The sequence below is a fragment of the Cupriavidus sp. UME77 genome (assembly GCF_014170355.1).
Classification (GTDB): domain Bacteria; phylum Pseudomonadota; class Gammaproteobacteria; order Burkholderiales; family Burkholderiaceae; genus Cupriavidus; species Cupriavidus basilensis.
This window is the reverse complement of sequence record NZ_LZZU01000025.1, coordinates 64,814-87,155: the sequence shown is the minus strand read 5'-3', so window position 1 is coordinate 87,155 and position 22,342 is coordinate 64,814. Positions and strand designations below refer to the sequence as shown.

The 22,342-nt window shown below is 64.4% G+C and carries 13 protein-coding genes; 3 read left to right on the top strand and 10 right to left on the bottom strand.

The window, feature by feature from the left end; genetic code table 11:
• Window positions 1–232: transposase (locus A9975_RS10960; RefSeq protein ID WP_183032710.1), on the top strand; the 232-nt coding region annotated here is incomplete at its 5' end.
• A 484-nt stretch (window positions 233–716) separates the two neighbouring features.
• Here the strand turns inward: A9975_RS10960 and A9975_RS10955 are convergent.
• The 8 genes from A9975_RS10955 to A9975_RS10920 all read right to left on the bottom strand — a co-directional run bounded on the left by A9975_RS10955 (window position 717) and on the right by A9975_RS10920 (window position 18,027).
• On the bottom strand, window positions 717–2,300 hold the full coding sequence (locus tag A9975_RS10955) for a hypothetical protein (protein ID WP_183032709.1): 1,584 nt from the start codon (window positions 2,298–2,300) through the stop codon (window positions 717–719).
• Window positions 2,301–2,450: 150 nt separating this feature from the next.
• Window positions 2,451–2,681, bottom strand: coding sequence for a hypothetical protein (locus A9975_RS10950; protein WP_183032708.1), 231 nt, complete (start codon window positions 2,679–2,681; stop codon window positions 2,451–2,453).
• Between the two features lie 128 nt (window positions 2,682–2,809).
• Window positions 2,810–3,346, bottom strand: coding sequence for a hypothetical protein (locus A9975_RS10945; protein WP_183032707.1), 537 nt, complete (start codon window positions 3,344–3,346; stop codon window positions 2,810–2,812).
• 34 nt (window positions 3,347–3,380) lie between these two features.
• Window positions 3,381–3,662, bottom strand: coding sequence for a hypothetical protein (locus tag A9975_RS10940; protein ID WP_220810701.1), 282 nt, complete (start codon window positions 3,660–3,662; stop codon window positions 3,381–3,383).
• A 194-nt stretch (window positions 3,663–3,856) separates the two neighbouring features.
• Window positions 3,857–4,333, bottom strand: coding sequence for a hypothetical protein (locus tag A9975_RS10935; protein ID WP_183032706.1), 477 nt, complete (start codon window positions 4,331–4,333; stop codon window positions 3,857–3,859).
• Window positions 4,330–14,862 (bottom strand): hemagglutinin repeat-containing protein, encoded by a 10,533-nt coding sequence (locus A9975_RS10930; RefSeq protein ID WP_183032705.1) that lies wholly within the window; start codon window positions 14,860–14,862, stop codon window positions 4,330–4,332. The genes A9975_RS10935 and A9975_RS10930 overlap by 4 nt, the downstream gene beginning before the upstream one ends.
• 499 nt (window positions 14,863–15,361) lie before the next feature.
• Window positions 15,362–16,624, bottom strand: a complete 1,263-nt coding sequence (locus A9975_RS10925) for a M20/M25/M40 family metallo-hydrolase (RefSeq protein ID WP_183032704.1) — start codon at window positions 16,622–16,624, stop codon at window positions 15,362–15,364.
• A 143-nt stretch (window positions 16,625–16,767) separates the two neighbouring features.
• On the bottom strand, window positions 16,768–18,027 hold the full coding sequence (locus tag A9975_RS10920; RefSeq protein WP_183032703.1) for a glutamate carboxypeptidase: 1,260 nt from the start codon (window positions 18,025–18,027) through the stop codon (window positions 16,768–16,770).
• Between the two features lie 131 nt (window positions 18,028–18,158).
• On the opposite strand from A9975_RS10920, the gene A9975_RS10915 reads away from it, so the two are divergent.
• A complete protein-coding gene (locus tag A9975_RS10915) occupies window positions 18,159–19,262 on the top strand; it encodes a GlxA family transcriptional regulator (protein WP_183032702.1) in 1,104 nt (367 codons plus the stop codon).
• A gap of 69 nt (window positions 19,263–19,331) precedes the next feature.
• On the opposite strand, the gene A9975_RS10910 is transcribed toward A9975_RS10915, so the two are convergent.
• A complete protein-coding gene (locus A9975_RS10910; RefSeq protein ID WP_183032701.1) occupies window positions 19,332–20,063 on the bottom strand; it encodes a BON domain-containing protein in 732 nt (243 codons plus the stop codon).
• Window positions 20,064–20,262: 199 nt separating this feature from the next.
• Window positions 20,263–20,688, bottom strand: coding sequence for an OsmC family protein (locus A9975_RS10905; RefSeq protein ID WP_150988105.1), 426 nt, complete (start codon window positions 20,686–20,688; stop codon window positions 20,263–20,265).
• A 437-nt stretch (window positions 20,689–21,125) separates the two neighbouring features.
• Between A9975_RS10905 and A9975_RS10900 the strand changes: the two genes are divergently transcribed.
• Window positions 21,126–22,211, top strand: coding sequence for a calcium:proton antiporter (locus A9975_RS10900; RefSeq protein ID WP_183032699.1), 1,086 nt, complete (start codon window positions 21,126–21,128; stop codon window positions 22,209–22,211).
• Window positions 22,212–22,342 lie beyond the last annotated feature (131 nt).

The following is a 22,342-nucleotide window of genomic DNA, read 5'->3' as shown; positions in this document are numbered from 1 at the left end:
CGAAAGTGAGCAAGGCCGGCTGAAGCTGTTCTACCTGCCGCCGTATTCTCCTCACCTGAACCCCGACGAGCAGGTGTGGGCGCACGTGAAGCGGCAAGTCTCCAAGCGTTTAGTCCAGGGAAAGAACGAAATGAAGAAATTGGCGAGAAGTGCGTTACGTCGCATTCAACGACTGCCTGAGTTAGTCAAGTCGTTCTTTCGCCAGCCGGAGTGCCAATACGCTGCGGCCTGACAATACTTTCTGAAAACTTAGTAAGTTTCATTTTTCATACTTCATACAAGACCGAAATATCAACCAAAAACGTTGACTGACATCTCAAAAACGTCTCAAATTCCATCGATGAAACTCATTAAATTATGGGCGAGAAATCCTTCATGATCGGCCGATCATAATATTTCACTTGCCGCCATACGTGCCGCAGACATCAACGACCTGATTGCCTTTTTTCGCTATACCAAAGGGGGAGCGCCGTGACTAACGTAAGCATCGCTACCGCCTTGATATACTTTACGATTTCCGTCAATTCTGGCCACTCGTACGTAGAATTAATAAAAAACCATCTCAAAAACGGGACGAAGATAAGCAAAAAAAATGCTCCCGCAAAGAGATATACAACACCAGAAAGTAAAACAAAATAACTCAGCGCCATCAATTCTTTCTTCAATTTAGACCTCACATCACTTCCCACTTTTAATTATATTTATAGAATTTCCAGTTACTTCCTGCCCGAATGCGCTAACGCCACCGCCAAGCAATGACGGAATCGGGCTCTTTGGAACAGCAGAAGAAATCCCAAATCCAAGGCCTTTCCATTGTGAACGATACCAAGGATTAAAGACCTTGCTTGGTAATTTTCAACTACTGATCCGAACCCATAGCCAACGGCTGTGCCGACTGCTGCCCCCAGCATTCCTCCATTTGGGTTATCCCCCTTAATGCCAGATGCTGCCAATGCGCCGCCAGTATTGGTCAAGAGTGAAGGCAGTAGCCCTGTTCCGTAAGTCAGCGCACCTGTGAGCGTTCCAAATGCGACGTCTACAGGATTCACTGAGCCGTTATTGAACGCTGCCTGCATACTGGCGTTGGCCACGCCTCCAATGGTGCCGCCGGTTGCCATCCCAGCAAGCGTCGGTACTCCACCTGCTGTCACGACACCTAGTCCAATCATTCCCGCACCTGCCAAAGTGGCCCCAACGGGGTCCTTCTTGATATTACTGTCTGCCAACTGACCGGGCGTCTGCCCGGTATTGATCTGTGCGGCGCCGAGATCATATCCCCGCTGATTGGACGCTATGTATTGCGAATTGTAGTTGCGGTTCCCGTAGTTCGAGTCGGTAGCCGACGCATTGCACTCCAGCATTTGGCATCCAAGAATCGAGCGCACCGAGTAATCGTGCACACCTCCGCTGGCTTGGGCAGTTTGCCCATCCACGTTGCGCTGCAGTTCCGCAACAATTCTGCCTTCAGCTTGATCAACAGGAATGCCCAACTTGTCAGCTACTAGCTTTCCATATCGTCTTGCGATGTCATATTCGCCAGGGTGCAACTGGCGATTGTAGGCATCCGCCATCCCAGCCGTAGCCGCCGCAGCACTCCCCTCAGCCCCGCCTCCCCCCACAGCCCCCGCAACCAACATCCCAACGGTCTGCAGCACAGCGTTGCGGTCATCCTCCGATAGCCCCATGCTGCCCAGCTTGTCATTCAGCAACGCAATCGCCGCCGTACCGGCAGCTACTCCCGCGACACCCTTGCCAAAGTCGCCTCCGAGCGCTTGACTGACCAGGCCACCAACCAACGCGTGGACCGCAACCTTGATGGCCTCAGGCTGCCCCTGCAACGCGGTGCCAATACGCTGGTACACCATCGGCATCACCTGCTGCACGATCTGCGCCTGCAGCTTGTTTGCCTCCTGCTGCTCCTTCACCTTCTTCGCATCAAAGATCTTATCGAGAGCCTGGTTAGCGCCATCCGTATCCCGATTCAAGCTGGCAAGCACTTCTTCCACCGTCTTGCCAGTCTTCTCCTTCTGCGCCTCAGCATTGGTGATAGTGACCGTGCCATTGGCAATAGCGCTCTTGGTAGTGCCGGCGGCATCGCCTTCGATTGCCTTTTGCGCACTCCCTGCCGCCGTGGCCGCAAGGGTGTTCACGCCGTTCTTCAGCAGGCTCTGACCACTGTCGAAGCTGCCGGCAATGGTCGACGAACTGCTGCTGTACTCCGCCTTGTTCTCAATATCGCTGGTGGTCAGCGTGCCGGTGGTGAGGCTGTTCTTGCCAGCGTCAGCGGTACTGGCCAGCACCGCCCCCTTCAGGTCCGTGTTCTCCTTGACGTTGACCTGGAAGCCGCCACTGCCCGCATATTTCAGCGCAACCGATGTCGCTGATCTGCAAACACACTCCAATCAGACGATTGAGTCTCGCTCGGCGTATTCGGAAATTTCTCCACATCATCATTCGGGGGACGAGGCACCCTCGCTGATACCTTTGGCCTTCCGTACCGCTTCCAGCCAGTCATTCCAAGCTGCAGGATCGGCTGGGCCATGCCCACCCTCCCACACCTGCCAAGAGAGGGATCCGAGTATTCCCCCGAGCTCATCCGATTTTGTCAACTCGTACTCATGCTCAAGAAAATAGAACATTGCACGATACGCTTGCTCAATGGTCAATTCTGACTCGTTCATTGTCTCCACCTCAGGTGACTGGAACTATTCAGGCAGCGTTCTCGGTGCTTTTCCCGGATGTCCAAAAAGGATCAACCGAACGAGTATCCGCTTCCTTCAAGCGAAGTAACTAGAAACTTACCTTACAGTTATTCACCGGAAAATACAGAGCGAACATGCGAAACCAACCCCAAAAGATCAGCATAGGCTATCGGCCAAAACTCCGGATAGTTCAGTGCCATATAATGACCAACCACCGTGCCAGCGTCGAGAGCGATTTTCCGAGATTCAGATGTTCTCTTTGGATAGATAACCCAGTTTGTTGTTCCCGGAAACATTTCTCGCGAGTGTCCTTCCATGACCCACTCAATCTCTCCGCTGTATGTTTCTACCGCGAATCCAAGTCTATGAACTACTTCCGGGTGTTCATTCTCAAATCGAAAGCTAGTATAAGGCGGCATCGCCGACCTATCTTCCATTTTCGGTTGCTGACCTCTAAATTGAATTTCTGGATACCTGGATTCAAATTTTTGCCAGGCGAGCCGGCCGAGTTCTTCAATAAAATCAAGCAAATCTCGCCCTTGGTTTGTATCTTCTGATCGCACTACTTCCGCCCCTGCTCGCCCTTCACCTTCTGTGCATCGAATATCTTTCCGATAGCCTGGTTGGCGTTGGCCTTGATCCATCTCTGATTATCCGGAATGTAGCTGCCGATTTTGGCTATTGGCTCTTGCGCATTAACTCTTCTATTTCGCGATCAAGTTCTGGCGCAATCGGATCGTCCAAAAATAACTCCACGAATGCCTTACAATCAATTTTTGTGAGCATTGCGCAAAGCCGGTTGAATACATCCACTGCGATAAACCCCGATTCCAATAAACCAGATAGATGGCCGCGCCAGATCAGTGCAACTATCTCAGTTTTTCCACGCCATCCAAGTTGAAATTCTATCTTTTCGCGCAACTCGCTTTCCGTCGGATACCCGTAAACTATAGCTGTCATTGCGGTAACGCCGTAACGTGCACTGCCCCCTGATTAATGATAGTAATATTCTTAATCTTGGCACCAGATCTTGAATCTGCCGAGTATGCACGGTTTAGCGATATCTGCCTGTAAACCCGGCCGATTCCGTGCGTCAATAATAACGTCGGCAAACTGCCCCCGCGCATCCATTGCTGCACTGGATACTGATTGCCTCACTCGAAGGACGGCTTCATCCACAAACCGATGAGTTTCTCCCCTGATAAAGAGGCTCCCACATTTTCTCCAAATCCGATTACTATCTCTGCAGGCTCCTCGGTTCCGGTATAGATCCACCCAGACAAGCTATCAAAATAGGTTTTCCAATCGCCAAATCCAATCAAATCAACTCCCCCTCCGCAAACCAAAATCGATGGATCCATAAGAAAAATTCTCCCACCCTCGAAGATCGGTGTTTTTAGCGTCACCTCTTCCCACCTCGTCGCTGGAAACAAGCCCCAAGGAAACAGTACCTCACCAGTCAAAATTGATAATTCTAATTGCAGAGTTCCAATCGAAATACAACCTGTCCCCACATCACCAACCTTGCTCTTAATATCTTTTTCTTCTGGAATAAAATCAATTGAATAATCAGCACGGTAATACACCAATTGCCCGCTCAGTTTTGACCCAAAATTCCACGCGAATTTCATTTTTTATCAGCTTTAAAAAGAAAATGCAAAACAGTTTTTGTACTCGGATTCACAACCAATTCATACGTACCACGTCTTCCGTTGAGTGTACCAGCGGTGTCCCAGCGTAAGGCGCCGGGAACTCCGCCAGGATCGGGTATTGATGCGGTCGAGTCCATAATACTCTGCATTAATATTCGAGAGTCACCGTATGGGCGGCTCGCGTTCCCGCCACTCATGTCCCCAAGGTGGTTCTGCACGGTTCTGGACAATTGGAGATCCGTCGCCCTGAGCCCGGCATTGTTTGCGATGACACCGCTCTGGGGAGGTTTACCTCCACCAACCGTGGCCCCAAATCCTGGCACCGCGCCAATCCCAATCTCTGCCACCAACTTGGCCGTTTCCTGCTCGCCAAGCGCCGTGCTTCCAGCCAATCTTGCCGCGTTGCCCAAAGCCACACTACGCATCTGATTGATGCTAGTGTCGCCAAAGCGGAGATCAGCATATTCAATGCGTTCAGCCTCCGTCCAATTGCCTGGCCCCTTTGCCTGTAAGTCGGCCATGCGCTGACCTTGTTCCTGCTGCTCAATCCGCAGGGATGTGGCGATAGACAGGCATTCGGACTGGCTCGCACAATTCTCGACGCTCGCGCGATTTTTCTCCCATTCCTTCGCAAATTCCGCCTGCACTTGCTGTCTACAAGCATCGTCTTTGCACTCTGCCTGCGCTTCGGCTCGCTCACGCTTCTGTGCGTGGTTCAGGTAGTTGTTCTCCGTCGCCACTTTCCCAATATTCGCACCCGCAGCAACATCTGCAACCGACCCACCTGCCGCGCCACCGGCCACCCCACCAACCACCAACCCAGCCAACTGCACCAACGCCTTACGATCGCTATCACTCAAACCAGGCTGATCGAGAAGCGCCTTACCAAAAGCCTCCATTGCCAGCGAGGCCGCCGCCCCACCTGCAGCACCCGCAGCGAAGCTGCCGCCGGCCGCCTGGGCAAGCAGACCGCCCACCAGAGCATGGACAGCGGCCTTGGTGTCAGGAGAGGAGCCCACCAGCATGTCGCCGACCTTGCTATAAACCATCGGCGCCAACTGCTGCACCAGTTCGGCCCGGACCTTGTTCTCCTCCTGCTGCTCCTTTACTTTCTTCGCATCAAAGATCTTATCGATCGCCTGATTAGCGCCATCCGTATCCCGATTCAAGCTGGCAAGCGTTTCGTCCACAGTCTTGCCAGTCTTCTCCTTCTGCGCCTCGGCATTGGTGATAGTGACCGTGCCATTGGCAATGGCGCTCCTGGTAGTGCCGGCGGCATCGCCTTCGATTGCCTTTTGCGCATTCCCCGCCGCCGTGGCCGCAAGGGTGTTCACGCCGTTCTTCAGCAGGCTCTGACCACTGTCGAAGCTAGCTGCAATAGTCGACGAACTACTGCTGTACTCCGCCTTGTTCTCAATATCGCTGGTGGTCAGCGTGCCGGTGGTGAGGCTGTTCTTGCCAGCGTCAGCGGTGCTGGCCAGCACCGCGCCCTTCAGGTCCGTGTTCTCCTTGACGTTGACCTGGAAGCCCCCATTGCCCGCGTAGATGCCGCTTTGCTCCCTGACCGAGTTGTAGGTGCTGTCGGTGTTGCCGCTCGACACACTGACGCTGCCGCTGACCGTGGTGCCGTAGCAGATCGGGGGCACGCACAGGCTGGCCTGGAAGCCGGATGACGATTCGCGGCTGTGGTAGTTGTCGGTGTCTTGCCGGCTTTCTACATTGAGGTTGCGCCCCACGTCTGCCCGCACGATGTCGCCGGTGACTTGCGCGCCCTTGAGGTTGGTGTCGCGCCCGCTGGTGATAGTGAGCTGGTCGCTGGCGCTGACATGGCTGTTGTGGTTGGTGACGGAGTCGCCGTCGCCCTTGGCCTTGTTCTGGCTGGCGGCGAGTTCGAGCGTGAAGCCGTTTTGCTGTCCGCCGAGTGCGAGGCCCACGCCGATGCTGGCGTTGCTGCCGCCGCTCTTGCTGCTTTGGCTGGCGGCGTCTTGCGCGCTTTCCAGGTTGACGTCGCGGGCGGCGCTGAGGGTGACGGTTTTGCCGTCGATCTGTACGCCGCGCCCGGTGATGTCGCCGTCGGTGGCGTAGCCGTTGGCGTCCTTGCCGCCGGAGCCGGCGGCGACGATGGTGACGGCGTTGCCGGCCTTGACGGTGATGCCTTGGTTGGCGCTGGCCTGGCTGCGGGATTCGGCCTCGGAGCTGCCGCCGCCGATGCTGACGGTGGCTTTGATCAGCGCGGTGCCGCCGGTGCCGCCGCTGGCGAGGTCCCGGACGGTGCTGACGCCGTTGGCGACCGCGAGCGCGGCCTGCGCCGCGTAGAGCCCGCGCAGGCGGTCGTTCTTGCTGTCTTCCATGCCGCGGGCGGCGTTCTCGATGGTTTGCGCGGCGGTCACCGCGTAGCCGGACAGGGCGAGCGTGACGCCGTACTGGCTGGTTTTGTCGACCTGGTGGCTGTTTGCGGTGTCCTTGCCGGGGTCAAGCACCACGTTCTTGCCGATCAGCGTGACGTCTTTCCCGGCGGCGATGTCGGCGCCGCGTGCGGTGAGGTCGTCCTTGGCGCTGATGGTGACGCTGCCGTTCTGGCTGACCACCTGGCTGCGAATGGTGTTTTCGGTGGTCTGCGCCGTGTCCAGGTGGTGGGACTCGGTGCGGATGCCGACGGTGCCGGTGTAGCCGGTGCCACCCAGGTCGCCGATCTGGCGGCTGCTGCTGTCGCTGCGCTTGGTCTTGCTGTCCTGGCCGGAGAGGATGTCGACCTTGCCTTGCAGGGCGGCTAGCGTGAGGTCGCCTTCGGCGGACAGGCCGCTGCCGGCGATGGTGATGTCGCCGCTGCGGGCCTTGACGGCGACGGTGTTGCCGGTGACCACCGTGGCGTTTTGCCGGGCGGCGCTGGCGTCGCCGCTGGCGCTGGCTTTCTGGTTGCCGTACGGCAGCATGGAGACGCCGCCGTTGTTGGGGCCACCGCCGACAAAGCGGCCGACATCGCCAAGCGAGGGCGCGGCGGTGCTCAGGCTCCAGCCGCTGCTGCTGGAGCTGGTGGCTTCGCGGTAGCTGTCGGTGGAGGCTTGCAGCAGGACGTCGCGCTGGGCGTCGAGGATGGCGGCGGCGCCGGCGCTGACGGTGCTGCCGGCGATCAGGATATTGCCGTCGGTGGCTTTGCCGTTGGCGTCCTTGTCGCCGTTGCCGGTGGCGCGCAGGCGGATATCGCCGGCGGCGGTGAGCTGGCTGCCGCGCTGGGAGATCGATTCGGTCTGCACCTGGCTGCTGCTGCGGTTGCTGCCAAAGGTGATGCCCACCTGCGGCGCGGTGAAGGCGGCGGCGCCGAGTTCATTGAGCGTTTGCTTGGCGCGGGTGACGGTGCTGGGGTTGCGCTGGATGTCCTGGAGGTTGCGCGCCGTGTCGAGCGGCGTGCCGGTGAGCGCCATGGACAGGCCGCTGGAGCGGCTGCTCTGGCTGCTTTCCTGGGTGATGTGGTCCACGCCGGCCAGCACGGCGATGTTCTGCGCCTGGATGTCGATATGGCCGGCGGTGGTGTTGCCTTCCTTGCGCCCGGCGATCAGGTCGCTGCCGAGGATGGTGGCGTCGCGCCCGGCGCTGATGGTGACATTGCCGTTGGTGGCGCCCACCGTGCTGCGCGCATCGCTCTGGGTGACGGCAAGTGCGTGCCCGGCGCTGTTGGCCTGGTTGCTGCCTGCCGAGACGCCGATGCCGCCCTTGCCGGCAAAGGCGGAGAGGCCGGAGGATTTCTGCTCGTGCGCGTAGCTTTCTTCGCGGGTGTTCTGGCCGGCGGTGATCAGCACGTTGCCTTTGGTGGCGGCCAGGGACACGCCGTCGGTGGCGGCGATGCCGCTCTGGCGCACGGTGAGGTCGTTGCCGGCGGTCACGCGCACGGTGTCGCCGCTGACCAGGCTGCCTACGCCAAGGTCGGCATGGCTGCTGGTCTGGTCGTGGCTGGCGCTGCGCGAGAGCAGGCCGCTGCTTCTGCTGCGGCTGTCGTAGCTGGCGTCGTGCACTTCCCGGGCTTCGCCGATGGTGATGTCCTGGGTGGCGACGATGCTGACGCCGGAGCCGCTCACGCCGCTCGCGCCAGTCACGCCGGGCTTGCCGGCGCTGACTTCCGAGCCGGTCAGCGTGACGCTGCCCTTGCCGGTGCCTGTGACCGGCGCGGCGGTGATGCCGTTGGCTTCCAGCAGGCCGGCTGCCAGCGTTGTTTGCCCGGCTGCCAGGGTGGCGCTGGTGCCGCCTTGCACGGTGCTGCCGCGCACGGTTTCGTCATAGGCGGACTGCGTGTAGGACGCGCCCTTGCCGCCCAGCGAGCCTTCGCTGTGGGCGGTGGTGTCTTTCGCGGCCGTGACGGTGAGATCCCGCCCGGCGATCAGGGAGACATCGCCGCCCGCCCCCACCGTGGACCCCGCCAGCGCGGCGTCGCGCCCGGCCACCGCCACCACACTGCCGCCTGCCTGCACCGTGCTGCCGGCCACCGTGCTGGTCTTGTCGTGGGCATAGCTTTGCCCGCCGCGCGAAACTGCATCCTGCGTGGTGCCGAGGGTGACCGCGCCAATGGTGAGGTCGCGGCCGGCGCCGATCAGTGCGCCCTTGCCGGCTTCGAGCACGGCGCCGCTGAGGGTGACATCGCGCCCGGCCAGCACCACGGCGTTGCCGGTTGCCGAAATGGCCGCCACCGCGGCCACGCCCGTGGCGCCCGCGCTGTAGCCGTTGGGCCCGATCGTGCGGACTTCCGTGACGGTCTGCGTTTCGTTGACCACATCGCGCCCGGCTTGCACCAGGACGTCCTGGCCGCCGATGCGCCCGCCCAGGTTGCGCACGTCCTGCAGGGCCTGGACCACGGTGGTGCCGGTGGTGTCGCCAATGGCGCCGCGGTTGACGATGTTGTTGCCAAGCACCTGCGTGGCGACGTCGCCAACGATGCGCCCGCTGTTGTTGACGTTGCCGGTGGCATTGAGCGCGACGCTGTTGCCGGTGACGAGCGCGCCGGTGCTGTTGAGGTCGACCGCGTTGGACTGCGCCAGGTAGACCTTGGGCACCAGCACCGATTGATGCGTGCCGTCGGGCAGTGTCACGTCTTGCGCTACCAGCCAGACCATGTCGGTGGTGAGCTGGCGCATCTGGTCATCGGACAGGCCTACGCCGGGAGACAGGCCGAAGGATTTGGCGTAGGTCACGCCGCTGTTCATCAGGGCCTGGTATTCCTTCAGCTGGTCGGTGTAGCCGGCCAGGAAGGTACGGCCGGTTAGTGCCGTGACCTGGTCGCGGACGAGCTTTTCTTCATAGAAGCCGTCGCCGAGGCGCTTTTGCACCTGCTGCGGGTCCAGGCCGAGGGCGCCCAGCATGTAGTCGCTGGAGAGGAAGGTCTTGTACTGGGTGAAGCGTGAATCGGTCTCGATCAGGTAGGGCGTGGCCGGGGCCGGGCGCAGCGTGAACAGGCCGTTGACGGGCAGCGTCAGGTTGGGGATGCCGCCGGCGGCGGTGCCGAGCGTCTGCGGGCGGTTGGTGGTGCCGGTGGCGGCCGCGACGGGGCCGGCGCCGAGCGTTGGCGCGGCGCCGGCCGTGCCCGCGAGGCTGTCAAGCTGCGTGCCCGAGGCGCTGCCGCCGGCCACGCCGCTGCCAGTGACAGTCTGGCCGACGCGGTTGACGGAGCCGACGGTGATGTCCTGCGCGGTGGTCTGCACCGCCTGGTTGGCGGTGGCAAGGGCCGGCAGCGCGGCTACCGTGGTGGGCGCCTGGGGCGTGGTCGGATACGGCACCGTTTGCTCATCGCTGTTGCCGCCGGATTTCTGGTGCCAGTAGAACGTGGAGGTGTCGGTGGTGCTGACCGTCTGCTGGAGCACCGTGCCGACGTCCTGTACCCCGCCGCCGGCAGCGCGCCGGGACAGGTTGCCGCCGGCGGCCATGATGGACGACTGGTTCAGGATGCTGCCACCGTCGCTATTGATGCGGATCGAGCCCTGGGCCTGGACCTTGGCCGCGGGGGTCGCGCTGACCAGGCGGTCGGTGGCAACAGTGGTGACGGTGGTGCGGGAAGTCTCGCTGTAGTCGTGAACGTCCGGGCCGAGGTCGTAGCGCACGCGCACCTGGTCCGGGCGGAGGTGCTTGGCAGGGTCCCAGTCAGGCCAGAAGGTGATCCTGTAGGTGGTGCCGGTGTCCTGGATGTCCTGGTAGTACTGGGTGGGGTTGGTGGCAAACGGGCGCCCGCCCGGACCGTCTCCGCCGGTGCAGCCGTTGTCGTTGCAGATCGGGCCGAAGTAGCCGCCGTATGTCTCAAAGGGCGGCTCCGTGAAGGAAAGCGTCTTGGCCGTGGTATTGAGATTGACCACCTTGGACTTCGGCACTTCGAGCGTGACCGGGGCGCGCAGCGCGTTGACCATGTCCCCGCTGATGCTTGCCGCCGTAGTGCGCCAGGCCCATCCGGGGAACGTGGCACTTAAGTGACCATTGGTTTCTCCGTCACCCAGCCCGGCGAGCCAGAGCGAGAGCGTCTGCGTCGCCGTGGTCTGCGGCGTGCCCGCCTCGGTCACGATGCTGGTACGCGTGTTGTTGACCGTGCGCGCGGCGATGTCGATATCGCCGTCTGCCTCGATCGTTGCCGAGCGGTTGTTGAGCACGCCGACCTGGTTGGCCAGCATGCCGGTGCCCGGGTCGCGCGTGCCGTCGCGGGCGATCTGCAGGTTGCCGGCGCTGTAGATCAGCGCGCCGTCCAGGTTGGAGACGGCGTTTGACGCATGGATCTTGAGGTCCTGCGCGGCGGCGATGACGGCGGCCGGGCCGGTATTGCTTAACACCGCTGCCTGCACCTGCACGGTGTTGCCGATCACGGCGCCGGTGTTGGCCAGTGCGCCGCTGATGGTGTTGACGGCTTTGCCTTCGATGCGTCCGGCGTTGGTGATGGTGCCGTCGGCCTGGACGGTGGTGGCCTGCGAGTTGATGCCGGCGCCGGCGGCGTTGTTCACATTGGCGCCACGCACGGCCAGGCTGCCGCCGGCCGCCAGCGTGCCGGTGTTGGTGACCGCGCCGCTGGCACGCAGTTGCAGGTCGCCGTCGGCGCGCAGCTTGTTGGCGGCGTCGTTGAGATAGTCGCCCGCTACGTTGAGCGTCAGGTTGCGCCCCGCCGTCATCTCGCCGCTGCCGCTGACGGTGCCGGCGCGGCTGGATACGCCCACGTCCTGGTTGGCGCGTACCGCGCCGCCCTGGTTTGTCATGGATGCGACGGTGAGCTGCACGTCGGTGCCGCCAAGCACGTTGCCGCCTTCATTGGCAAGCGTGGTGCTGGCCTGGTTGAGGGTCAGGCCCTTGGCGCCGTAGATCCTGCCGCTGCGATTGTCCACGCTGCGGGTCACGCCCAGCGTGAGCGCGCCGGCCGCGGCGATCTGCGCGCCGCTTGCGTTGGCAAGATCGGTGGCGGCGAGGGTCACGTCGCCGTTGCCGCCGAGCGTGCCGCTGGTGTTGTCCAGCGCGCCGGCGGCGGTGATGGTGGTGGCGCCGTCGCCCGCGTTGGCAAGCCGCCCGCCGCGGTTGTCGATGCCGGATGCGGAGACGGTGGCCTTGCCGTGCGCGCCGTTGGCGGTGAGCGTGCCGGCGGCGTTGCTCAGTGTGCCAGCGGCTGCGACCGACAAATCGCCGCTGGTCTGCGCCGTGCCGCCGGTGTTGTCCACCTGGCCCTGGCTGGTGAGCGACAGGCCGGACTGGCCGTAGAGCGTGCCCTGGCGGTTGACCAGGTCCGCGCCCGTGGTGACACTGGCGGCGCCTTGCGCGGACAGGTTGCCCCGGGTGTTGTCCAGCGAGGCCGCCTGCACGGCGAGTGCGCCGTTGCTCTGGATGGCGCCGGCTGTATTGCCCAGCGCGTCCCGGCTCGTCAGGGTCAGGGCGCCGTCTCCGGCGTGCGCGATGCGCCCGCCGTCATTGGCCAGCGACTGCGCGTCCACCGTCAGGTTCTTGCCGTTGGTGGCCAGCGTGCCCGCGGTGTTGTCGAAGGCGCCACCCGCGTTGATGACCGTATTGGCCTTGCCGAACTGGTTGATGGCGCCGCCGTTGTTGGACAAATTGCCTGTGGTGCGGATGCCGGCCTGGTCGCCTTCGATGCGGCCGGCGGCGTTGTCCAGCGACGCCGCCGACAGGTCGACGACACCACCGGACAGGGTGCCCTGGCGATTGCTGGCCGCGCCCGACACAGTGGCCGTGAGCGCTTCGCCCGCCGTGATGCTGCCCTGGCCGTTGTCCAGCGACTGTGCATCCAGGCTGGCATCGCCCTTGGCGGTGATCTGTGCATGATTGGCCAGCGTGGCGGCTGCCAGCTCCACCTTGCCGTTGCCGCCGATCCGGCCCGCATTGGCGTTGACCAAGGCTTGCTGCGCCTGGACCCGGGTCAAGCCATCGCCCGCATTGACGATGCGCCCGGCGGTGTTGTCCACGCTCGCGGCGGCAAGTGACATTGCGCTGTGCGTGCCGGCGGTTTCGATCCGGCCGGCCGCGTTGGTCACCGCGCCGGCGGCCCGCAGGTCCAGCGCGCCGTTGGTCTGGATGGTGCCCGCGGCATTGCCCAGCGCGCCACGGCTGGTCACGGCCAGCGTACCGTCGCCCGCGTGCGCAACGTGGCCGCTGTCGTTGGACAGCGACTGCGCGTCCACGGTCAGGTTCTTGCCGTTGGTGGCCAGCGTGCCCGAGGTGTTGTCCAGGACGCCACCCGCGCTGATGCGGGTGTCTGCCTTGCCGAACTGGTTGATGGCGCCGCCCCGGTTGGCCAGGTCGCCCGCCGTGCGCACGCCAACCAGGTCGCCTTCGATGCGGCCCGTGGCGTTGTCCAGCGAGCCGGCGTTGACGGCGAGCGCGCCGCCCGCCTGCAGCTCACCTTGCTGATTGTTGACGGCGCCGGCCGACTGCAGCGTGGCTGCGCCTTGCGCCAGCATCTGTCCGCCCTGGTTGGAGACGCTGCCGGCCGTGATGGTAGTGCTGCCCTGGCTCGTCAACTGCCCCCGGTCGTTGACGAGCGCCCCGCTGGCATTGGCGCTTAGCGCCCCACCCGCCTGGCTGCTGGCGCCGCTCAGGTTGATGTCGCCCGCGCTGGCGGCGAGGCTGAGGTTGCCCAGCGCCGCGTTCTGGCTGCCGGCGAGCTGCAGCGCCGTGCCCTGCAGGCTGGCATTGCCGCCCGCGAGGTGCTTGCCGCTGGCCGACAGCGTGCCGGCCGCCACCACGCTCAGGTCCGCCTGCTGGCCGATCGCGCCGTCGCCGTTGACGCCCGCGCCCAACGTGCCGCTGGAGACCACGCTGCCTGCATTGACGCGCAAGCCCTGCTGCGCCGCCAGCGTGCCGCTGTTGCCGAGCGCGCCTGCGGTATCGAGCGAGACGGCCTGCGCGCCATAGATGGTGCCGCTGTTCTCCACGCCTTCGCGCGCGGCGATGGCGAGGTTGCCGGTGGCGCTGGTCTTGCCGGCGAGTTCCAGCCGGCCCTGCGCGCTGAGCGTCAGGTCGCCGGCCTGCGCGGCCAGCACGCCGCGGTGGCTCACGCCCACGCCAGCCTCGGTGCCGACCAGCAGGATCTTGTTGGCGTACATGCCGCCTAGCTGGCTGACATCGATGCCGATGCCGGGCGCGGGACCGGTCCCGGCAATGGGCCTGGCGGCCAGCGTGGCGCGGTCTACCTGGCTGGCGCCGGCGATGACGTTGAGGTTGTTGGCATAGATGGCCGCGTTGGCGGTGACGCTGCGGGCAATCAGGTCGACCTGGTCGACGTTGCCGGCGTTCAGCCCGGCGCCCTGCACCGAGATCTGGCCGCCGGTGACGCGGAAGGCGTCGAGGCTGCCGGTGCCGCCGTACACGGGCACGCCCGTGGTCAGCGTGGCGCGGCTGGTGTTGATGAAGCCACCACCGTCCACCATGATGCCGTTGGGGTTGGCCACCACCACTTCGGCCCGGGCGCCGGCCACTTCCAGGTAGCCGCGCAACTGGCTGGGCAGCGCGCTGGTGACCTGGTTGACGATGATGCGCGCGTTCTGCCCCGGCAGCAGATTGGGGTTGCCGTTGACGAAACCGGCTTGCTGGGTCGAGACGATGGTGGGCGAGTTGTTGAGGATCGCGCCGCCCTTGGGCACGTCGAACTGGGTGTAGGCGTTGGTGGATACGCCCGCGCCCGAGGGCCGCGTGATGTTGACTTGCGCCAGGCCGTTGCTGGTCTGGATCACGCCGGGGCGGTTGGCGCCGGCATTGGGGTCCGCCACGATCTGGGCAGTGGCCGGGGCCGCCAGCCCAAGCAGGGCAACCGAGGCCAACGAGGCAGTTGAGGCAAACGAAGCAAAGCGCGCGCGCGGCATGGCTGGCAGCGCGGCCGCCGTCGATGCCATCGATGCGCCAGGCGCCGGGCCTTGCCCTGCGCGGCGGCTGCGCCGTTGCGCGCGTGCGCCGCCTTGCTGTCCTTTTCCGATGCTGGCGGCCGATTCTTCAACGGCGACCAGCATCCCGCGATGCCTGCTGTAGACCAGGCGGAAACTGCCCTTGTTCATAATTGGATAGACCCTGAATTAGCGGTGCTTTTCTGATGACTGGCACCCTTGCCGGAATGACTGGCGACAACCGTCACTCTCTTTGAATGTATGGACAATATTTAATGAGGACGGCAATGCGGTCAATCGGACACGTACGAATCTAGGGGTATTGCGAGCGCGCAAGAGCAGGCATTGCACTCCGTCGCACACCGTCGCACACCGCCAATCGACGGCTGCAAGCGGCATAGCGGGAAATTTCGCAGCGCAGGGCGCGCTTTGACCTACTGAAGGGGGATTGAAAAGCAGACGCGCGGCGTGTTATTAGCGCCGGGATAAAAGGCAATTCCTAAGATTAGGACTAGGATTAAGACATTCCTAATCCTAGTCCTAGCCGCCTGAATCAATGGGAATTATCAGAATAGATACATTTCACTAAGAACGGAATTCAGACTATCTCCAACCGTCTCCATTAACGGCAGATATCCGCGATCCTTTAGCGCGCGAGCCGGGCGCGGCGTCAGCTACGCCCGATTTCCTGCAGGATGCGCGTGAGCAGGTAGAGCCGCGGCACGATGGAATCGATCTCGATGTACTCATCGCGCGCGTGGTATCCGAAGCCCGCCAAGCCGAAGCTCTCCACGACCACCGCCTTGCCGGAGCGCCCGGCGAAGCCCGCATCGGTGGCGCCGCCGGTGCCTTCGGCCAGTGCCAGCTGGCGGCCGTCGAGCTCGGCGTAGATGGCTTGCGCGCGCTGCGCCAGCTCGCGGCCGCGTGCGTTGGCGACAAACGGCGGCCGGCCGATTTCCATGGTCACGGTGGTTTGCGTGTCGGGGACGAGCTTGCCTTCGTCTACCTTCTTTTGCAGCGCGGCCTGCAGCTTGCCGGCGCCGTCCTTGACCGTGGTGCGCACGTCGCCGATGGCGGTGGCGTGCTCGGGTATCTGGTTGCGGACCTCGCCGGCCTGCGCGGTGGTCCAGTTGAGCTGGGTGCCCGGCACGGATTTGGCCACGTCGCGCGTTTGCTGCAGCTGGTAGGCCAGCTCGATCAGCGCATTGCGGCCCAGTTCCGGCGCGGCGCCGGCGTGCGAGGCGCGCCCCTTGACTTCCATGACGGCGGTTGCCGTGCCGCTGGCGCCCATCAGCAGGGCCTCGGTCTTGACCACGGCCTTGGCGGCGGTCGGCTCGAACGACAGCACGACGTCGTGCTGGTCGGCCAGTTTGGCGATGGTCTCGCCGGAGCCGATGGAGCCGACTTCCTCGTCGGGGTTGAACAGCACGGTCAGCTCGGCATAGTCGTTCCAGCCGGCCGCCTTGAGGATGGCCAGTGCATGCAGGATCACCGCGATGCCGCCTTTGTCGTCGGCGATGCCGGGGCCGTACAGGCGGTTGCCGTCCTGCTTGATGGGCTGCGTTGCCAGTATGTTGGCCGGATAGACCGTATCCATATGCGCGATCAGCATGATGCGGCGCTTGCCCGTGCCGGTCAGCGTGCCCTTGACCATGATGCCCGGGCCCTTGGTGACCGCGATGCGCTCGGTGCGGGCGCCCAGCGCCGCCAGCCGGCCTTCGGTGTAGCTGGCCATCTGCGCCAGGCCCGCCGCGTTGGCGCTGCCGGACTCGATCGACACCATCTCCTTGAGCGACTGGATCACCGCGGGCTCCGCGGTGCGTGCGGCGGCCAGCAATTGAGTGTCGGCGGCGTGGGCAACGTGGGCGCCGCCGGTGGCGAGAATCAGGGTGGCGATGGCCGCCTGGGTCAGCCGGCGCAGGGAGGGATGCATGGTGTCTCCTGTGGAGGATTGGGTCGTTGCGAAGGCAAGCCGGGATGCCTGCCGGGCGATGCTAGCGCGGGCGCGGGCGGCAGCGCAAGGGTGCTGCCGCCCGCGCCGCAGCGCAAGGGTGCTGCCGCCCGCGCCGCAGCGCCTTAGTTGCGCCCGATTTCCTGCAGGATGCGCGACATCAGGTAGAGCCGCGGCACGATCGAGTCGATCTCGATGTATTCGTCGCGGGCGTGGTATCCGAATCCCGCCAGGCCGAAGCTCTCCAGCACCGTGGCCTTGCCCGAGCGCACGGCGAAGCCGGCGTCGGTGCCGCCCCCGGTCTGCGGCACCAGCGCCAGCTCGCGGTCGATCTCCTTGTAGATCGCCTGGGCTTTTGCCGCCAGCGCGCGGCTGCGCGCATCGCTCACGTAGGGCGGACGCCCGGAGATGACTTTGACCGTGGTTTCGGTGTCGGGGACCAGCTTGCTTGCGCTGACCTTGGCTTGCAGCGCGGCCTGCAGCTTGTCCTGCGCGTCGGGCTGGGTCAGGCGCACGTCGCCCACGGCGCTGGCCTTTTCGGTGATCTGGTTCAGCGGGCCGTTGGTGTTGGCCTGGGTCCAGATCAGCGCGGCGCCCGGCACGTCCTTGGCCACTTCACGCGTTTGCAGCATCTGGTAAGAGAGTTCATAGAGCGCGTTGCGGCCCAGCTCCGGCGCGGCGCCCGCATGCGCGGCGCGGCCCTTCACATCCAGCGTGGCCGTGGCGACGCCGGCTGCGGCCAGCAGCAGCGGCTGGCCCTTCATGACCACCGAGCCCGCGGACGGCTCGCAGGACAGCACCACGTCGTGCTGCTCCGCGAGCTTGGCGATGGTGTCGCCGGAACCAAGCGAGCCCACTTCCTCATCCGGGTTGAACAGCACGGTGATCTGCGCATAGTCCTTCCACCCGGCCGCCTGGAGGATGGCCAGCGCATGCAGGATGACCGCGATGCCGCCCTTGTCGTCGGCGATGCCGGGGCCGTACAGGCGGTTGCCGTCGAGCTTGATCGGCTGGGTGGCCAGCGTGTTGGGACCGTAGACGGTGTCCATATGCGCGATCAGCATGATGCGGCGCTTGCCGGTGCCGGTCAGCGTGCCCTTGACCATGGTGCCGGGGCCTTGCGTCACGGCGATGCGCTCGGTGCTCGCGCCCAGTGCCTTGAGGCGTGCTTCCGTGAAGCTGGCCATTTGCGCCAGGCCGGCGGCATTGGTGCTGCCGGACTCGATCGACACCATGTCCTTGAGCGACTGGATCAACGCGGGCTCGGCCGCGCGGGCGGCGTCCAACAGTTGCGTGTCCGCGGCGCGTGCGCTGCCGGCTGCCCCGAAGGCCAGCGCGAGCGCTGCCACAGCGGTATGGGTAAGTCGGCGCAGGGATGGCTGCATGAAGTCTCCTGTTGCTTGCATCGTTATTGTGGTTTGGGGCGTTTGGGCGGGGGTTCGCCGAGCGACGATGCTAGCCCTTGCGGGCGTGGCAAGGTAGGATCAATCCCGCCAATTGGAATGCCGATCCCGCCATGCCTCCCTCTTCTGCCACTACCGCCCTGCCCGAGCCGCCCTCCACCAGCCGCCCCGTGCCGCTGCACGTGCGCTTGCTGTGGTTGCCCGAGGCCATGCCCGGCATGCTGTTCGGCGCGCTGGATGTGCTGCGCGCCGCGGCCGGGGTGGCCCGGCTGCAACGCCCCGATGCGGACCGCGACCTGAGCTGGACCGTGATTGGCCCGTCTGGCCGCGCGCTGGCCCTGCCCGCACTGGGGCTGGAGCCCGCGCGGCGGCGGCGCGCCACGGAAGACGGCAATGCGCTGGTGGTGGTGCCGGGCGTGCTCGCGCGCAATGCGCCGCACCTGGGCGAGATCGTCGGCGGCGCCAGCCAGGCGCTGCGCTTGCTGGAGCGGCACGCGCAGGCGGGCGGATGGATCGCGGCGGGTGCGAGCGGCATCGCCTTTCCCGCGGAGCTGGGCCTGCTGGATGGCGCGCGCATGGGCGCGCCGTGGACCTTCCAGAGCTGGATGAGCCAGCGCTATCCGCGCTGCGATTTTTCCGCGAGCGAGCCGATGGGCTTGCATCAGCGCGTGTTTGGCTGTGTGGCACCGGCGCTGCAGACGGAGTTCATGCTGCGCGTGCTGGGGCACCTGCATGACCCGGACCTGGCGCAGACCTGCTCGCGCATGCTGCTGTACCAGGCCGAGCGCCAGCAGCTCACGCCGGAGCTGGTGTCGCAACGCTGGCTCAGCAAGACCGCCGACAGCCCCGTCTACCGCGCCATGCGCTGGCTGCAGGCCAATGTGGATGCGCCGTACCGGCTGGCGCTGGTGGCGCAGGCGGCGGCCGTGAGCGAGCGGACCTTGCTGCGGCATTTCCGGCAGGTCAGCGGCATGACGCCGCTGGAATACCTGCACGGGCTGCGCGTGGAGCGCGCCAAGACCCTGCTGGAGGTGACCCTGCATGGCTCGCAGGCGGTGGCCGAAGCCTGCGGCTACAGTGACGCGGCGGCGTTCAGGCGGCTGTTCCAGCGGGCAACGGGGATGTCGATGTCGAGCTACCGGGCGCGCTTTGCGCTGCGCTCGCAGCGGCGCTACTGGCGCGTGGAGGACATGCCGCGCCCGGCGGGCACGGCATGATCCGATCCGGCGATTGAAACTATGAACCTGCGAACCTGCGAACCCGCGACGTGATGTTGGCAGTGGCGCTTAGTTGCTCAGCACGATGCGGTTGACCACGTCCTCGACACCATGCACGTACCAGGCATCGCGCTCCGCCTGGCGTTTGCCGGCCTCGGTGGTGGCATAGCCTTCGAGCGTGACGACGCGGTCCTTGGTCTGCACGCGGATGCGGTCGGCATCGACGAACTGGTCGGTCTCCAGCACCAGCTTCAGCGCTTCCGTGACTTCGTCGTCGCGGTCGGCCTCGGCCGGGGCCACCACCAGCTCGTTGACCACGCAGCGGCAACCTCGCGACCACCACGCCAGCACACCGGCCAGGCGCATGTGCGACAGGCTGATCACGTGGCCGCGCAGGGTCACCACGCCGTCGACGACTTCGATGGCGATCTCTCCGCTGGACTCGCCAACGGCTTCGCGCACAGGTTCGATCCTCCCCTTGGCATGCGCGCAGATGCGGCAATTGCGAAAATCGATCGCCTGCAGCAGCCGTACGCAGATGGCATTGCGCAGTTCGCCGTCGCCAACCGCCGCGCCGCCATCGGCAACGCGCAGGTGATCGATCACGGCGGATACGCCGTCGACACGGCGTACCGACGCGGCAACGCGGCTCTTGTCGACAATATCGGGGACTTCGCCTTCGAGAATCAGCGCGCCGTCGCTCAGGCGCAGGTGGATGGTGGGATGGATGGGATGGCTGTGGAAAGGCACGTGGGCGATGGCCGCCCTAGCCTGAGTCAGGACTGCTTCACTGCTATGCATGATGTCTGCCTTATCTTGGAAGGTCTGGATATAGGAGACGCGTTCAGTCCATTGAACGCCCGCGCGGTCCCGCGCCAGGTGCGGCGCGGGACGGCGAATCTTCATTATAGGTAGCCAGGATGGCCACGCCCGACCTATTGACCTGTTGGTCTATCTGCCTATTGACCACCCGCCGGACCTGGCGCGCGCCGCGGCCGGATCAGGTTTCCACCTTGGCGTCCATGGTGATCTCCGCCTTTAGCAGCTTGGACACCGGACAGCCGGCCTTGGCACCTTGCAGGCATTGCTCCACCGCCGCCTTGTCGGCCCCCGGGACGCGCACCGTCACGTCCAGGTGCACGGCGGTGATGGTGAAGCCGGCGCCGTCCTTGTCGAGCGTGACCGTGGCCTTGGTGGCAATGCTCTCGGCGACCATCTTGGCCTCGCCCAGGATCAGGGACAGCGCCATGGAGAAGCATCCCGCATGGGCCGCCCCGATGAGTTCCTCGGGGTTGGTGCCGGGGCCGCCTTCGAAGCGGGCCTTGAAGCCGTAGGGCGCATCCTTGAGCACGCCGCTCTCCGCCGAGATGCTGCCCTGGCCGTCCTTGATGCCGCCTTGCCATTTAGCCGATCCATACTTTTTCATGAGCACTCTCCATCGTCGAGGGGGGAAAGGTGCGGCGTTCGCCGCACCGGTAATGGGACGCTTGCGGCGCGTCCGGAAACGCTTGTGCTGCCATGGTGCGACGCTAGAATGGCCGGCCGGGTTCACGACTTGCGGAGCCGGGGGGTTCCGGACCACAGGACAAAACCGCGAAATCGCCGCCAACTCCAGCAAATAAACCTTCAATTTCTCTTAATTTAAGCGAATTCCAGGGAACTGAATCCCTGATGCGACTGCCTTACATGCGCGCTGCCGCCCGAGCGGATTGCTGCCGCCCCAAGCTGAACCACAATAGGACGCCAAGGGGAAAACGGCCAGCAAGCCCACTGAGGACGGCACTTTCTCGTCAGCCAAGACGCGCCGCATTAATCACAAAAAAGCTGAATCCACGCATTTCATCAACAAGAAAGGGAGAACGGATGCCATTGACGTCGAATAAATTGCCTGCCTGGACCTTATGGCTGCCGCTGGCAGCTTGGGCCATCCTCGGGGCGGGCATGGCCGCGCCCGGTCAGGCGCTGCTGTTGGTGCTGGCCGGCCTGGCGCTCGCGGGCTCGGTGTTTGCAGCGGTGCACCATGCCGAGGTGGTCGCGCATAAAGTGGGCGAGCCCTTTGGCACGCTGGTGCTGGCGATTGCCGTGACCGTGATCGAAGTGGCGCTGATCGTCTCCGTGATGCTGTCCGCGGGCCCCGAGAAGGCCGGGCTGGCGCGCGATACCGTGTTTGCCGCCGCCATGCTGGTGTGCAACGGCATCGTGGGGATCTGCCTGCTGGTGGGTGGCCTGCGCCATCGCGAGCAGGCTTTCCAGGCGCCGGGCGCTACCGCGGCGCTGGCCGTGCTGGCCGCGCTGGCCGTGCTCACCATGGTGTTGCCCAACTACACCAGTGCAATCCCCGGGCCGATGCTGTCGCAGTCGCAGCTGGCCTTTGCGGGCATTGCCTCGCTGGTGCTCTATGGCAGCTTTGTCTTTGTGCAGACCGTGCGCCATCGGGACTACTTCCTGGTGGAAGGCACCTCCGACGAAAGCGTGCACGCCCCGCCCCCGCCCACGAAGATCGCGCTCGCCAGCGGCGGCATGCTGCTGGTGTGCCTGGTGGCGGTGGTCGGCCTGGCCAAGCTGCTCTCACCCACGGTGGAAGCGGCGGTAGCGAGTGCCGGCGCCCCGCCGGCCGTGGTTGGCATCGTGATTGCCGCGCTGGTGCTGCTGCCCGAGGGGCTGGCCGCGTTGCGCGCCGCGCGCGCCGACCGCCTGCAGACCAGCATGAACCTGGCGCTGGGCTCAGCGCTGGCCAGCATCGGGCTGACCATTCCCACCGTGGCCGCGGTCTTTATCGCGGTTGGCAAGCCGCTGACGCTGGGCCTGGGCCCGACGGAAACCGTGCTGCTTGCGCTGACCTTGCTGGTCAGCACGCTCACGCTGCATTCGGGCCGCACCACCATGCTGCAAGGCGTGGTGCACCTGGTCATCCTGGCGGCGTACTTGTTCTTGTCGGTCGTGCCTTAAGCCAAGAGCAGTCTCTGCGGACCGGGCGAGCTTCTGGCGCATGGCCGCTCCCCGCCGGGCGCACACCGAGCGCACACAATGCGCGCTCGCCATGAGACCAAATCGGTGCTGGTTGCGTGCAGTCCTTTTGC

Excerpts from the sequence above, each read along its gene's own strand:
- A9975_RS10900 (WP_183032699.1), top strand. The coding sequence starts at position 21,126 with ATGCCATTGACGTCGAATAAATTGCCTGCCTGGACCTTATGGCTGCCG.
- A9975_RS10940 (WP_220810701.1), bottom strand. The coding sequence starts at position 3,662 with ATGACAGCTATAGTTTACGGGTATCCGACGGAAAGCGAGTTGCGCGAA.
- A9975_RS10935 (WP_183032706.1), bottom strand. The coding sequence starts at position 4,333 with ATGAAATTCGCGTGGAATTTTGGGTCAAAACTGAGCGGGCAATTGGTG.
- A9975_RS10920 (WP_183032703.1), bottom strand. The coding sequence starts at position 18,027 with ATGCAGCCATCCCTGCGCCGACTTACCCATACCGCTGTGGCAGCGCTC.
- A9975_RS10910 (WP_183032701.1), bottom strand. The coding sequence starts at position 20,063 with ATGCATAGCAGTGAAGCAGTCCTGACTCAGGCTAGGGCGGCCATCGCC.
- A9975_RS10905 (WP_150988105.1), bottom strand. The coding sequence starts at position 20,688 with ATGAAAAAGTATGGATCGGCTAAATGGCAAGGCGGCATCAAGGACGGC.
- A9975_RS10945 (WP_183032707.1), bottom strand. The coding sequence starts at position 3,346 with ATGGATCAAGGCCAACGCCAACCAGGCTATCGGAAAGATATTCGATGC.
- A9975_RS10925 (WP_183032704.1), bottom strand. The coding sequence starts at position 16,624 with ATGCATCCCTCCCTGCGCCGGCTGACCCAGGCGGCCATCGCCACCCTG.
- A9975_RS10950 (WP_183032708.1), bottom strand. The coding sequence starts at position 2,681 with ATGAACGAGTCAGAATTGACCATTGAGCAAGCGTATCGTGCAATGTTC.
- A9975_RS10930 (WP_183032705.1), bottom strand. The coding sequence starts at position 14,862 with ATGAACAAGGGCAGTTTCCGCCTGGTCTACAGCAGGCATCGCGGGATG.
- A9975_RS10915 (WP_183032702.1), top strand. The coding sequence starts at position 18,159 with ATGCCTCCCTCTTCTGCCACTACCGCCCTGCCCGAGCCGCCCTCCACC.